This window comes from Deefgea tanakiae, assembly GCF_019665765.1.
Classification (GTDB): Bacteria; Pseudomonadota; Gammaproteobacteria; order Burkholderiales; family Chitinibacteraceae; genus Deefgea; species Deefgea tanakiae.
This window is the reverse complement of record NZ_CP081150.1, coordinates 1294194-1306988: the sequence shown is the minus strand read 5'-3', so window position 1 is coordinate 1306988 and position 12795 is coordinate 1294194. Positions and strand designations below refer to the sequence as shown.

Here is a 12795-nt window from a genome sequence, read left to right as displayed (position 1 = left end):
CGCGCGAACTGCTATTTGAGCTCGACGAACTACACGAAGACAAATTGATCAAACTACAGATGGTGACAATCGCGATGCAATACAAGCGATATAAGCCGCTATTCATTCTTCATCCTCACCCGACTTGAGTGGCAAGCGGATTAACCACACGGCCAAGCCAGTCCAAAACAAACTGCCAATTAAATTAGAACCCGCAAAGGCCAATGGAATATTCAGCACCAGCAATCCGACAATAAATAGCATCGACAAATGTCGATTACTCGCCGAATCCACACCCGAATTACTTATCGGCGTAATGATCTTACCTTTTCCAAACCATTGTTCGACCAATTGATTGGGGATACGTTTTGATTTTGACCAGATCACTTCGGTCTGACTTTTCTCTTTACAAAGCCGCTCACCGTTATGCTCATACTCAGCGCAGCTCACTTGGTCACCCACACTCACCCGCCAGTTAAACGCACCAGCCGCATACGTCACTTTGGCGCTATATAACTCAAATGGCCGGCGATAACGCACACCATCTAGTACGGCGGATTCATTGGTCCAACTATCAGGTAAACGATTCAGAACCTCAACTTGATACCAGCCATCATTCGATTCGACTAACCAGAAAAACCCTTGCTGCGCGTTATACAGTAGATATTCAGTCCAGCTTGAATCAGCATCATTGGTCTCTTCCATTTCAATCAGACCAATAATTTTCCAATTAACACCATCAATTGCCGCACTATCGCCGACATCCAGCGTAGCGTGGTATTGAGCAGCGGCGGTGTGTTTTTCCAGCACCAGCGCTTTATCACCCGAGCAATCAACGACGGACGCACACGCTTTACACACAATCTGCGTCGCCACCCCCGCTTGATATTTCAACGGGCTACCGCAGCTCGGGCAATCGAGTACGGCACCCGTGCCTTTTAGGCGTCCAGCACTCGCCAAAATGGTTTCGGCGTCTCGCAACAGCTGCAATTGCAAGTTTTTTAACTCAACCGCCTCGCCGATGTACAGCGTGGGATTAGGCTTAAACAGCGTAACATCGGAAAAATCAACCGTCAGAAAGCGATCCGCACTGCGGCAGTCGACCACTTTGGCCTCATAACCCTGCCCAAGCGCAAACGGCAACTCACCCTGCCCGCCAATACACTGCGCAGTACGTACATCCGTTACAACATATACGCGTCCGCCGTGCTCGTAACGCATTTCAGGCGTAAAGGCATCGAACGCAGGCGAACTCGTAGCCGCAGTCGTTTCTGATAACGGCAGTGTAAACATAAACTGCCCCGATGTATCAGCCAGCCAGCCTTGCTGACCGTCATCGAAGGACACATACCACTCGTTCCACAATCCAGCCTCATACCGCAACTGAATCCGCCCCAGCACCGTAAACGCACGCCCAGCAAACACGCCCGACGTACCAATTTGAATCGGCGAATAGTCTTCGAGCACCTTACCGATTTTGCCGAAGTCTTTAACCTCATCGGCACTGCGCAGCACGGTACTCTGGCAATACTCGCAAATAGCGACTGCCGAAATAGTAGATCGAAATAAAACTTCAGCGCCACACGAGGGACAGGCGGAACGGAACATTTAAAGCCCCATTAAGCTGGCAAAGCCAGTTTCAACGTTCATCAACATACATTTTCCAACCTAACGCCGTGAAAAAGGAAAGCCCAAGCAGCAGCAACAACAAAATCACAAACCATGCAGGGCCTTGTAAGCTCATAGGCAAGTGGCTTATAACAAAGCAAGTCGAGTAATCTAACAAGCGCCCGCCACAATCAATATCTTCACCTGGTTTTAACCAATCACTCAAAACCTTAAATACACCAAAGCAACCCAATGCTCCCATCCATAAGCCAAAGCGACGCCGCCGAGTTTGTTCGCTTACAAACAAGCAGCCACAAAGCGAAATAAAAAACACCATTCCGCAAAATGTCATAGCCCAATTCAAAGCACTGAGCAAACCTTTCGGCGCAGCGCCTTCAAACAGGTACAAAGTCGTAAGTAGGCCACCTACTAAAATGCTCAAAATAAATACAAGTAACAACTCAGTAACTTTATTCAAAATCAAACTCTATTGGGTTGCCATTCAAGGTATTTCGGTATTTCTTCATAATCCAACCAATCCACATTATGCGAAGTCCAAATATGCTGCTCGGGCCGCACATGTGGATCATTGTCCAAAGTTGCTACTCGTAACACCCACAAAGGACGCCCTTCTTTTTTCGCCAATAAATGACTACCGCACTTCGAGCAAAAATAGCGCACCTTACCCGGCGACGACTCAAACTGACTAAGCTGATCTTCGCCAGCCAACCAGCGAAACGACTCGGGCTTCACGCCCGCAGCAGAATTAAACGCGGCAGCATGGGTTTTACGGCAAGTCACGCAATGGCAATGCGAAATACCGCCAGCTAACTCATCAACCTCATAAGAGATTGTTTTGCAAGCACAAGACCCTCGAAAGCTCATTATTCATTACCCTGATTGTGATTCAGATTTTTCTTATCAGACTCATCGTAATAACGATCGAAAGCCCAGCAGGCCCACATCATGCAAATCGCACCCAATAAACCTAACAACATGGTTATCGTATTCATCAGGATTCCAATAAAAGACATAAAAAAGTTATTCCAAGGTCACCCGCCAAAGTGGCTTTTTGCACTTCGCACATAAAACCTTGCGATGGACCACGCCCGGATTAAATGCAGGAAAATCAAACTGTTGAACGCTATCGCAATACACACAATGGCTAATATCATTTTTTACAGCGCTAGGATGTAATTGCCGATACTCTGATTCCGTTGGCAAAGATTGCCACTCAAGCGTAGTCCAAGGCATAAATGGGAAAAACCGATTCAGTAATATCAGCCCAGCAATAATGACCACGCCAAAAAATATTGACTCCACTTCAATTTCCTTTTCTTTTAGCCAATTAACTTTTTCAACACTTCCGCTTTCGCTCCATCGTAATCCGCTTGCGAAATTAAGCCTTGGTCGAGCAAGCCTTTGAGTTGACCGAGTTTGGCCTGAGGGCTATTTGGATCAATAGCGACTGCTTGTGGCGCACTAGGTGCTGGCGATGCTGCTGCGGGTATTGCTTGCTGTCCTGCATTAGCAAATAGTCCTACACCCATACCACCATCAACTCCCATGCCGACACCAACGCCCGCTTGCGGCGCTGCTTGAGCATTTGGGTTCATGGCTGTATTCATGGCGTTCGCCATCATCTGACCCATACCCACACCCGCCGCCATACTTGCGCCGATTCCGGCCATGCCGCCTTCGTTTTGTGCGGCAAGAGGAATCGCAGTGGCGGTTTGGTATTGGGTGAATCTGGCCATATCGCCAATCATGCCCATCGAAATCCGCGTATCAATGGCTTTTTGTAGTTCTTCCGGCAAGCTGATGTTTTCAACGGCGAAGTTGTCGAGTTCCAAACCGTATTTGGCGAACACAGGAACCAGCGCTTCGCTGATTTTTTGTCCCATCAAGCCTTGATTACCCGCCATATCAAGGAATGGCACGCCTGATCCGCCAAGGGCGCTGGTCATCGTTGAGATCACCAAATTACGCAATTGCAGCTCTAAATCGTCGCGGGTATAGACTTCACGCGTACCGCTGATTTCGGTAAAGAATAATTTGGGATCGACCAATTTATACGAATAAACACCAAACGCACGCATTCGCACCATACCAAAATCAGCATCGCGAATCGTAATTGGTTGCGGGGTACCCCATTTACGGCCAAGCTGCAGGCGGGTGCTAAAGAAATACACATCCGATTTGAATGGCGACTCAAACAGCTTGTCCCAGTTTTTCAGGTAAGTCAGTACTGGCAGCGTTTGCGTGGTGAGCTTGTACATGCCAGCGCCAAATACATCAGCAACTTGGCCTTCATTCAAAAACACCGCCATTTGCGATTCGCGCACCGTGAGGCTGCCACCGTACTGAATTTCAAAATCAGCCATTGGAAAGCGATAAGCCAACACGCCATCGCTGTCTTCATTCCACTGCAGAATGTCGATAAATTGCTTTTTAATAAATGAACCGAGACTCATGACGATCTCCAAATTGATAGACTGATTACTTCAATTGATGAACGCGTTTTGGCGCGACTGGTTTTAAAAACTTTTGTTCCAAGGCTTTGGACTGATCAATCACATTACCAACATGAAAACCACCCACTTCAAGTTCGCCGCCGCGACGAACAAGATTCCCGATCAAGAACCCAGAAATCACCGTTTTTGAGCCAGCTTCAACAATCAAATTTCCAATCACAAAGCCATTCACTCGCAAAACGCCGCCAGCAAGAATATGAAGATTGCCGACTTGAAAACCATCAACCACCTTTCTCCCATCCACTGCCACATTACCGAATGCCATAGTCCAAGCTCCAAAATCACGATTAGGAAACAACAATTGAGTCAGAATGACTCAATTCATAAATCCACAGCACAACTCACACCGCAAAAGCTTGAAAAACCTTGATCACGACACCGCCCGCAACCAAAATGCGCGCAATCGAATACATCGCATGCGAAACTTGTGGCGTAATTCGTGCCATCTCGTTCGGTTTCGCCACTTCATAAGGCCACACCAAACTCGGGTTACTCCACATCGAAATCCCCATCAACAAAAAACCAAGGGCAATCAGCGCGTCGCTCCATGCAAAGGTTTGCGTAAACTGATAAGCCTCTAGCCCCGCCAGTAAAAATGCAAGAACGACCAGTGTGTAACGAAAAAGCGATGCATTCATTTCTTTCAAAACCCTAAAATTTAAGACAAACAACCCGCATTAATCACGCCGACCGCCAAGGAAACGCTCCCTGCTAGCGCGCCCACTGCAACATTGTTTTCCATAATCGCCTGCGGCATTTCTTTGATGCAGCGTGTAAGGCACACATAAACCAGAATCTGAATGACACCGGCCAATGCACCCCAGATAATGAAATACTCCAAGCGATTGAGATGCAATGCGCTGGAGGCCAGCGCCAACGAAAAGCCGACCAACGCCCCGCCAAACGACAGCGCCGCTGCGGTGCAGCCATCACGGATCAAGGCAAGTTCATCAAACGGCGTGACTTTGATGTACAACACTGCAAACACAATCAGCATCGCAAGAGCCGACGCGAGGTAACTGAAATATCCAATCAAGGGGGGCAAATAACTGGCTAACATCATTCATTCCTTACTCTGCTCAGGCATAATGCTGTCATTCTGACCCAAAACATTCGAAATATCCATGCGAGATAAACTGCTGATCCTTTCGGTTTTTGTTGTAGCTAGCTGCGGACTCGCTTACGAATTGATTGCCGCTGCGCTCGCCAGCTACCTGATGGGCGATTCCATCCTGCAGTTTTCATCGATTATTGGCTGTTACTTATTTGCCATGGGGATTGGCTCGCACTTCTCTAAATATGTGAAAGAAGAACGTACGCTCGATACGTTTATTGAAGTCGAACTCTTGGTCGGCCTGATTGGCGGTTTGTCTGCCACACTTTTATTTGTCGTATTCGCTTGGGCGAGTACACCGTTTCGCTCCGTGCTGTATGCGCTGGTATTTATCACAGGCATTTTGGTGGGGATGGAAGTGCCACTGGTGATGCGGGTACTGAATCAGCGGCAAACTTCATTCAATGAAATCGTCAGCCGCGTTCTGACTTTCGACTATATGGGCGCGCTGGCCGTTTCGCTGGTGTTTCCGTTGATCTTGGCACCGCATTTAGGCTTGGCGCGCTCGGCGATCTTATTTGGCATTATCAATGTGGGCATTGCACTTTTAACCATCCATATTTTTCGCCAGCAACTGGCTTCACCCAGTATTCAACTGATGCGGGCGGGTATCGCACTGATTGTTTTGGTCGGTGCGATGTTCGCCTCCGATCACCTCACGCGTTGGAGTGAAAAAGCTCTGTATGGCGATGAAATCATCCACGCCCAAACCACACCCTATCAACGCCTCTTAATTACCCAGTGGAAAAACGATACTCGCCTCTACATCAATGGCAATCTACAATTTTCTAGCCGCGACGAATACCGATATCACGAAGCATTGGTGCATCCCGTCTTGGAAAAACTGCCGCAAGCGCGCCGTGTGCTGGTGCTGGGTGGTGGCGATGGATTGGCGGTGCGAGAAATCTTAAAATACCCGCAAATCGAACACGTCACCTTGGTCGATCTCGATCCTGCGATGACCGACCTCTTTACGCACAATCCAAAACTGACTGGCTTTAATCAACGTTCACTCAGTAATCCAAAAGTCAAAGTCATCAATGCCGATGCGGGGCAATGGCTAGAAAACGACCAAGGCGTGTTTGACGCCATCATCATTGATTTTCCAGACCCCTCTAACTTTGCGCTCGGCAAACTGTACTCGGTACCGATGTACCGCTTGGTGATGAAACACTTGAGCGAGAACGGCCTGATGGTGGTGCAATCGACCTCACCGCTACATGCCCCCTACTCGTATTGGTGCATTAACGCCACTCTACAAAGCGTAGGACTACATACATCCCCATATCATGCCTTTGTCCCCTCTTTTGGCGAATGGGGTTTTATTCTGGCCAGCAAGAAAACGGGCTACACGCCACCGACAAGTTATCGCGTAGCAACGAAATTCCTCGATGCAGAAACCACGCGGCAAATGTTTTTCTTCCCGCCCGATATGCAGCCAGTCAAAGTTGAAATCAATCAGCTGAATAATCAATCGCTGGTGAATTATTTTGAGCAAGACTGGGCGAAGGTGATTCGCTGATGTGGCAGCTCAACCGTCGCCAGTTTTTACAGCGCAGCGCGGCACTCGGTTTAGCGACCACACTTCCTGCCTGTACAAAATTCACTTCTTGGGGCTTACCCATTACGGTGTATTTACCGGGAATAGAAGCTGGACATAGTCTAAGAGACAATACATCACCCATTCAACCGAGCAGTGAACGACGCGTCAAAGTGGCGATTTTGGGCTCGGGCGCGGCGGGCCTATTTGCTGCGTGGCGCTTAGTGCAAGATGGATTTACAGATTTTGTGCTGGTTGAAGGCCCTGAATGGGGCGGCAATTGCGCCAATGGGCAATTTTCGCCTAATACCAACTCAAACATCCACTATCCACGCGGCGCACATTACCTGCCCTTGCCATCGATGGAATCAACGCACATTCGCGAGCTATTGCTCGATATGGGCGTGATTGAAGCCAATGCTTTTATGCCCAATCCCCTATTTGACGAGCGCGTATTGGTGCACGCCCCCGAAGATCGGCTTTTGATTAACGGACAGTGGCAAGAGGGACTTATTCCGCAACAAGGCATTCCTGCTGCAGAAATCGCTGAGCAGAAACGTTTTTTTCAATACATCGAGCAAATCAAGCAGCAAAAAGGCAGCGATGGAAAACGGCCATTTTGTGTACCTATGGCACATTCAAGCCAAGACACTGCATGGCGCAAACTGGATGACATCAGTTTTGCCGACTGGTTAAAACGCCATCAATACACAGCCCCGAGTCTACTTTGGTATCTCGACTACGCCTGCCGCGACGATTACGGCATTGGCCTAGCACAAACATCGGCATGGGCTGGACTGCATTACTTTGCGAGCAGAGGCGAGCAAACCAACGACTCGAGGCGAGGCGAAGAAATAGAACATTCAAGCCGCGCCGGCGCAAAACATAGCAAAACAGCCAGCAACGCCCATGAAGGCGCAGTGCTCACGTGGCCAGACGGGCTCAATCCACTTATACGACACATGACATCAAAGCTCACTGCCAATCAGCGCATGACGGGCGTTGCGACACGGGTTCAAGAGCAAGGTCAAACCGTATCGATCGATGTTTTAGACCCCAGCACTAAAACGGCAACTAGACTCATTGCCGATCATGTCATCTGCGCGATGCCCTTGCATGTCGCGGCGCATATCATTCCCGAGATTCAAGGACTAGGGTTCGATCTTAAACAGCACGGCACGCACCACGCGCCATGGCAGGTCAGTAACTTCTTAATCAACCGCTTCCCCACCGAGCCCGAACATCATCCGCTGGCTTGGGATAATGTCGTGTATGGCAGTCGCAGCCTGGGTTTCGTCAATGGCACGCATCAATTGATCCGCACCGCAAAGCCCGAATACAGCGTGATGACGGCCTACCACGCTTACGCGAACGAAGACCCCAAAATTGTCCGGCAGCGACTTGAGCGCGCTACTGGCGACGAGCTGTATGCCATCGCAGCGCAAGATCTAGACGCTGCTTATGGCTGGGGCAGTCAATTCAAAGCACGAGAATCGGTGCAACAGGTAGAAATCACCCTGCGCGGCCACGCGATGAGCAGCCCTACGGTGGGATTTTTGAACAATACGGGAGTGGAAAGTCTATTACAACAAAACAGCCGTATTCAATTCGCACATAGCGATTTGAGTGGCATATCGATTTTTGAAGAGGCCGCATGGTGGGGCGATGTAGCGGCCAAAAAGATATTGGCGCGCTAAAAACTATACTTTTTCAGGAAGTTGGCGTAAAGCCTCGGCATTCGAAGGTGAAAAGACTTTGTCTATCGCGTCATCAATATTGGTCCAGCAATATTGTGTATGTTCACGTGGCGCGATGGTGATGATACTGTCGATAGGCACTTGCACGCTGAATACATGCTCGGTGTTATGGGTTACACCGGGGGCGTAACGGTGGCGCCAGCGCTCAAAAATTTCAAAATCGGTCGATTGTTGCCAATCAACGATGTCGTCATTGCTCACCACCAAGCCAGTTTCTTCAAATAACTCGCGGCGAGCAGTATCAATCAAGACTTCATTCGCCTCACTGCTGCCGGTGACGGATTGCCAAGCACCGGCAAAATCAGACCGTTCGAGCAGCAATACCTGCAAATCGGACGTATGGATAACGAGTAATATAGAAATAGGCTGTTTATAGGGCATGACGCATTATACAATTGCAAGTCCATGCTGCCAGCTCTTCTTTGATACTAAATCTCATGTTTGATGCAATTGAACTCAAAAAACAGTTCCCAATTTTCAGCAACCACCCTGACCTCATTTATTTAGATAACGCTGCGACGATGCAAAAGCCTTTGTGCGTACTCGACGCGGAGCGGTTTTATTACGAGAATCACAACGCCAACGTGCACCGCGGCGCGCATCGCTTAGCGACTGCAGCAACTGATGCCTACGAGGGCGCACGGCATGTTGTCGCGCAGTTTATTAATGCGCCAAGTCACGAAGAGATTATTTTCACTCGCGGAACCACTGAGGCGATCAATTTAGTTGCGAATAGCTGGGGCAACTCTCTCAATACTGGCGACGAAATCATTTTGTCGACGCTAGAGCATCACGCAAACATCGTGCCATGGCAAATGCTGGCAGAGCGCCGAGGCGTCATTATAAAAATCATTAAGTTGGATGAGCATGGTGCGGTTGATCTTGCACATTTTTCTTCTTTATTAAGCAACAAAACCAAATTAGTGGCCATTAGCCACGTCTCGAATGCGATTGGGAGCATTCAGCCAATTCAATTAATTTGCGAGGCAGCACACCACGCAGGTGCCAAGGTCTTGGTCGATGGCGCCCAAGCTGTTGCACATTTAAATATTGATGTACAAGAACTCGGCGCTGATTTTTACGCCTTCTCCGGCCACAAGGTGTATGGCCCCACGGGCATTGGCGCTCTTTGGGTAGAGAGCAATACCCTTAACTCAATGTCGCCATGGCAAGGCGGTGGCGAGATGATTGCAGCCGTTTCATTCAGTGGAAGCACCTATGCCGCTGCACCGTATCGATTTGAAGCCGGAACACCAGCCATTGCCCAAGCCGTTGGCCTTAGTGCAGCACTCACTTGGATAAGCGCCCTAGACCGAGCTGCGCTACTGAATCACGAGCAGCAATTACGGCAACAGCTTGAAGAAGGCCTAATTCAAATGACTGGCATCTCCATTCACGGTCAAAGCCCTGACAAAGCAGCACTGACTTCAATGACTTTTGCTGGCGCCCATCCTTATGATGTGGCACAGTTTTTAGATCACAAAGGCATTGCCGTACGGGTGGGCCACCACTGCGCGCAACCTTTGCTACAAAGCCTAGGCGTCAGCGGGACGCTACGCGCCTCATTCGCAGCTTACAACACGAGTAGCGACGTTGATGCATTTCTAGTCGCACTTCACGAAACTCTTGAGATATTAGGCTAATGAGTAATTTACCCCACCACCCATTTGGCACCGAAATTAGCTTAAGCGATTTAAGCAATCGGCTCTCCCAAGCGCAAGGCTGGGAGGCAAAAAACCGACTTTTAGTACAACTGGCTCGCGAGTTACCCGAGTTTCCAGTTGAGATGCGCGACAATGAACATCGAGTCAGCGGCTGCGAAAGTCAGGTTTGGCTTTGGCTGGAGCGAAAAGACGACTGCTATCTACTCGCTGCGGATAGCGACTCAAAAGTAATTAAGGGGTTGCTCACACTGATATTGGCGGCCTATCACGACAAAAGTGCAACAGACATCCAAAACTTTGACTTCACCGCTTGGCTCAATGAATTAGGTTTACAGCGTTTCCTTTCCGCAAGCCGTGGCAATGGGCTCAAAGCCATCGTGACGCACATCAAACAACACAGCAACATGTAAGCTTACTGCGGGATTTCTCGCATTGACCGAGCAATCTGTGGGGCGCATTCTGACTGGCATCACTCAGTCAACTGGAGTCTTTTTATGTTCAAAAAGCTAGCCCTCTCCCTCGCCATCGGTTTTATTTCTTGCTCTGCAATGGCAGAAAAAACGTACACAGCAGCAACCGATGCTACTTTTGCGCCGTTCGAGTCGCTCAATAAAAACAGAGAAATCGTTGGATTTGATGCTGACATCATCAATGCCATCGCAAAAAAACAAGGCTTCAAAGTTAAGCTAAACAATACGCCATGGGAAGGCTTGTTTGCCAGTCTCAACAATGGCGAGCGCGACATTGTCATTGCGGCCGTAACCATCACGCCAGAGCGCCAAAAAAGCATGGATTTTTCAGCCCCCTACTTTGATGCCAAACAGCTCATCGTTGTGAAGGAAGGCAGCCCAATTAAGCAACTAAGCGATTTAAAAGGCAAAAAAGTCGGCGTACAAAATGGCACCACGGGCGACACGGTCGTTCAAAAACAATTTGGCAAAACTAGCCCAGATATTCGCCGCTACGAAAACATCACCCTCGCACTCGCAGAACTCTCCAATAGCGGCGTCAGCGCTGTGGTTGCCGATAATGCGGTGGTTAAAAACTATTTAATCAACAATCCAGGGCAAAAATTCCGCCTCATTGACGACTCAAGCTTTGCTGTTGAGCAATACGGCATCGCCGTACGTAAAGGCAACAAAAAGCTCCTTGATGAGATTAATACAGGTCTAGCTGGCATCAAGGCGGATGGTACTTATCAAAAAATTCACACCAAATACTTCGGTAATAAATAAGAAAAAATACGGCTTAATCGCCGTATTTTTTTTTGCCATCGCCTACACTAAATCATCTTCTCTAACAAAAGCCGGCACACTATGTTGCGCGACATTTCTCCTACCGAATCTGAAACGCTATTCAAAAGCATGGTGATCCCAACTCGTCCAGATGTTTTAACGGCAATCAAAAAGGCGCAAGAGGCCGAAGATCCTGACTTTGATGAAATTGCTCGCCTGATTAATTCAGACCTCACGCTGTCGGCCGCCATGCTTAAAACAGTGAACTCACCATTTTACCAACTCAACAAACGCATCAACTCAGTCGATGAGGCCTTAAAACTATTAGGCTTACGCAATATTTGCAACATCACCGAAGGTGTCGTGTTGCGACAAGTTTTAAGTGGCAATAACAATCAGATGGATTATTTCTGGGATAGCGCCAATCGAATGGCGATGATTGCAGCGGCACTCAGCGAAAACGTGCATGGCATTGATAGCGCAGAAGCCTATACCTTTGGGTTATTTCATAATTGCGGGCAAGTTTTAATGTCGGGGCGTTTTCCTAATTACATGGAAACGCTAGAACGCGGCGAGCGCATGTCTCGACAAGAGTTCATCGAGCTCGAAAATCGCCGCCATCAAACCAGCCACAATGTGGTTGGCTATTTGCTGGGCCGAACTTGGTACTTGCCGGAAGACACGCAGCTGGCGATCTTAAATCACCACGACTACAGCTTATTTGAACATGGTGAAGATGCAGAATGGCATCATATATGCACCTTGATTGCCATTGCCAGCTTGGCTGAGCACATTTTAAAAATGAACGTAAAACAGTTTGAGCATATTGAATGGCGCGGCATTGAACCTGTGCTACTCAATCACCTTGCTTTTAAGCTCGAAGAGTTTGAAGACATGGTCGACAATATTGGCATGATGCTTTGAGCTCAGACGCACAACTCATACCTACTCTTCAATAAAACCCACCGCCTGATTCAACTGTCTCCGCCATTTTTTAGTCGGCCGGCCTTTAATATCAGGATGATCGAAGTGCGGCTGCATTTTTTGCGCAAACAAATCACGCTCACGCCGCACTACACTCTCTGGCGTTTCTTGATACAAAGTGCGAGCCACCTCTGCCGAACTACGTTGACTTGCCAACAAAACCACCTGCACTTCAAAAACACCATGTGGAGCTTGGATTTTGAGCATGTCGCCCACTTTTGGTGCGGTGGCGCACTTGGCGCGCTGACCTTGATGATGCACATGGCCTGCCTCAATGGCCTTGGCGGCACACGAGCGTGTTTTAAAAAAACGCGCCGCCCACAGCCATTTATCTAAACGCACTTTATCTTGCATGTCGCAACGCATTCCGCTGTTAAAAT

General features: G+C 48.6%; 17 protein-coding genes. 6 read left to right on the top strand and 11 right to left on the bottom strand.

Going from position 1 to position 12795, the window contains the following annotated elements; translation table 11 throughout:
* Positions 1-102: 102 nt before the first annotated feature.
* From K4H28_RS06180 to K4H28_RS06145, 9 genes are all read right to left on the bottom strand, one after another.
* Positions 103-1587 (bottom strand): DUF4178 domain-containing protein, encoded by a 1485-nt coding sequence (locus K4H28_RS06180; RefSeq protein ID WP_221007500.1) that lies wholly within the window; start codon positions 1585-1587, stop codon positions 103-105.
* Positions 1588-1618: 31 nt separating this feature from the next.
* The gene (locus K4H28_RS06175) at positions 1619-2065 is read right to left on the bottom strand and encodes a hypothetical protein (RefSeq protein ID WP_221007499.1); all 447 of its coding nucleotides are present in this window, start codon (positions 2063-2065) and stop codon (positions 1619-1621) included.
* Between the two features lie 2 nt (positions 2066-2067).
* A complete protein-coding gene (locus tag K4H28_RS06170) occupies positions 2068-2472 on the bottom strand; it encodes a GFA family protein (RefSeq protein WP_221007498.1) in 405 nt (134 codons plus the stop codon).
* Positions 2472-2600: a hypothetical protein gene (locus tag K4H28_RS16720; RefSeq protein WP_255573640.1), complete on the bottom strand. Its 129-nt coding sequence runs from the start codon at positions 2598-2600 to the stop codon at positions 2472-2474. The genes K4H28_RS06170 and K4H28_RS16720 overlap by 1 nt, the downstream gene beginning before the upstream one ends.
* Positions 2601-2628: 28 nt before the next feature.
* A complete protein-coding gene (locus K4H28_RS06165) occupies positions 2629-2910 on the bottom strand; it encodes a hypothetical protein (RefSeq protein WP_221007497.1) in 282 nt (93 codons plus the stop codon).
* Between the two features lie 17 nt (positions 2911-2927).
* Positions 2928-4061, bottom strand: a complete 1134-nt coding sequence (locus tag K4H28_RS06160; RefSeq protein ID WP_221007496.1) for an SPFH domain-containing protein — start codon at positions 4059-4061, stop codon at positions 2928-2930.
* 25 nt (positions 4062-4086) lie between these two features.
* Complete coding sequence (locus K4H28_RS06155) at positions 4087-4386, bottom strand: hypothetical protein (RefSeq protein ID WP_221007495.1); 300 nt, start codon at positions 4384-4386, stop codon at positions 4087-4089.
* Positions 4387-4462: 76 nt separating this feature from the next.
* Positions 4463-4759, bottom strand: coding sequence for a hypothetical protein (locus K4H28_RS06150; protein ID WP_221007494.1), 297 nt, complete (start codon positions 4757-4759; stop codon positions 4463-4465).
* A 20-nt stretch (positions 4760-4779) separates the two neighbouring features.
* A complete protein-coding gene (locus K4H28_RS06145) occupies positions 4780-5184 on the bottom strand; it encodes a DUF350 domain-containing protein (protein ID WP_255573639.1) in 405 nt (134 codons plus the stop codon).
* A gap of 61 nt (positions 5185-5245) precedes the next feature.
* On the opposite strand from K4H28_RS06145, the gene K4H28_RS06140 reads away from it, so the two are divergent.
* The gene (locus K4H28_RS06140) at positions 5246-6757 is read left to right on the top strand and encodes a polyamine aminopropyltransferase (protein WP_221007493.1); all 1512 of its coding nucleotides are present in this window, start codon (positions 5246-5248) and stop codon (positions 6755-6757) included.
* Entirely contained in the window at positions 6757-8472 is a 1716-nt protein-coding gene (locus K4H28_RS06135) for an FAD-dependent oxidoreductase (RefSeq protein WP_221007492.1), read from the top strand. Before K4H28_RS06140 ends, K4H28_RS06135 begins: the two co-directional genes overlap by 1 nt.
* A gap of 3 nt (positions 8473-8475) precedes the next feature.
* Here K4H28_RS06135 and nudB read toward each other — a convergent pair whose 3' ends face one another.
* A complete protein-coding gene (gene nudB, locus K4H28_RS06130; protein ID WP_221007491.1) occupies positions 8476-8913 on the bottom strand; it encodes a dihydroneopterin triphosphate diphosphatase in 438 nt (145 codons plus the stop codon).
* Between the two features lie 56 nt (positions 8914-8969).
* Between nudB and K4H28_RS06125 the strand changes: the two genes are divergently transcribed.
* The 4 genes from K4H28_RS06125 to K4H28_RS06110 all read left to right on the top strand — a co-directional run bounded on the left by K4H28_RS06125 (position 8970) and on the right by K4H28_RS06110 (position 12355).
* Positions 8970-10175: a cysteine desulfurase gene (locus K4H28_RS06125; protein WP_221007490.1), complete on the top strand. Its 1206-nt coding sequence runs from the start codon at positions 8970-8972 to the stop codon at positions 10173-10175.
* Positions 10175-10606 carry a SufE family protein gene (locus K4H28_RS06120; protein ID WP_221007489.1) on the top strand — a complete coding sequence of 144 codons (432 nt, stop codon included), beginning with the start codon at positions 10175-10177 and terminating at the stop codon, positions 10604-10606. Before K4H28_RS06125 ends, K4H28_RS06120 begins: the two co-directional genes overlap by 1 nt.
* An 84-nt stretch (positions 10607-10690) precedes the next feature.
* Entirely contained in the window at positions 10691-11431 is a 741-nt protein-coding gene (locus tag K4H28_RS06115) for a basic amino acid ABC transporter substrate-binding protein (protein WP_221007488.1), read from the top strand.
* A gap of 81 nt (positions 11432-11512) precedes the next feature.
* Positions 11513-12355, top strand: a complete 843-nt coding sequence (locus K4H28_RS06110) for an HDOD domain-containing protein (protein ID WP_221007487.1) — start codon at positions 11513-11515, stop codon at positions 12353-12355.
* 21 nt (positions 12356-12376) lie between these two features.
* On the opposite strand, the gene K4H28_RS06105 is transcribed toward K4H28_RS06110, so the two are convergent.
* Positions 12377-12769, bottom strand: a complete 393-nt coding sequence (locus K4H28_RS06105) for an RNA-binding S4 domain-containing protein (protein WP_221007486.1) — start codon at positions 12767-12769, stop codon at positions 12377-12379.
* Positions 12770-12795 lie beyond the last annotated feature (26 nt).

Coding starts and splice junctions, on each gene's coding strand:
- K4H28_RS06105 (WP_221007486.1), bottom strand. CDS start 12,769: ATGCAAGATAAAGTGCGTTTAGATAAATGGCTGTGGGCGGCGCGTTTT.
- nudB (WP_221007491.1), bottom strand. CDS start 8,913: ATGCCCTATAAACAGCCTATTTCTATATTACTCGTTATCCATACGTCC.
- K4H28_RS06155 (WP_221007495.1), bottom strand. CDS start 4,386: ATGGCATTCGGTAATGTGGCAGTGGATGGGAGAAAGGTGGTTGATGGT.
- K4H28_RS06140 (WP_221007493.1), top strand. CDS start 5,246: ATGCGAGATAAACTGCTGATCCTTTCGGTTTTTGTTGTAGCTAGCTGC.
- K4H28_RS06160 (WP_221007496.1), bottom strand. CDS start 4,061: ATGAGTCTCGGTTCATTTATTAAAAAGCAATTTATCGACATTCTGCAG.
- K4H28_RS06120 (WP_221007489.1), top strand. CDS start 10,175: ATGAGTAATTTACCCCACCACCCATTTGGCACCGAAATTAGCTTAAGC.
- K4H28_RS06115 (WP_221007488.1), top strand. CDS start 10,691: ATGTTCAAAAAGCTAGCCCTCTCCCTCGCCATCGGTTTTATTTCTTGC.
- K4H28_RS06110 (WP_221007487.1), top strand. CDS start 11,513: ATGTTGCGCGACATTTCTCCTACCGAATCTGAAACGCTATTCAAAAGC.
- K4H28_RS06125 (WP_221007490.1), top strand. CDS start 8,970: ATGTTTGATGCAATTGAACTCAAAAAACAGTTCCCAATTTTCAGCAAC.
- K4H28_RS06150 (WP_221007494.1), bottom strand. CDS start 4,759: ATGAATGCATCGCTTTTTCGTTACACACTGGTCGTTCTTGCATTTTTA.
- K4H28_RS06180 (WP_221007500.1), bottom strand. CDS start 1,587: ATGTTCCGTTCCGCCTGTCCCTCGTGTGGCGCTGAAGTTTTATTTCGA.
- K4H28_RS06135 (WP_221007492.1), top strand. CDS start 6,757: ATGTGGCAGCTCAACCGTCGCCAGTTTTTACAGCGCAGCGCGGCACTC.
- K4H28_RS06170 (WP_221007498.1), bottom strand. CDS start 2,472: ATGAGCTTTCGAGGGTCTTGTGCTTGCAAAACAATCTCTTATGAGGTT.
- K4H28_RS16720 (WP_255573640.1), bottom strand. CDS start 2,600: ATGAATACGATAACCATGTTGTTAGGTTTATTGGGTGCGATTTGCATG.
- K4H28_RS06145 (WP_255573639.1), bottom strand. CDS start 5,184: ATGATGTTAGCCAGTTATTTGCCCCCCTTGATTGGATATTTCAGTTAC.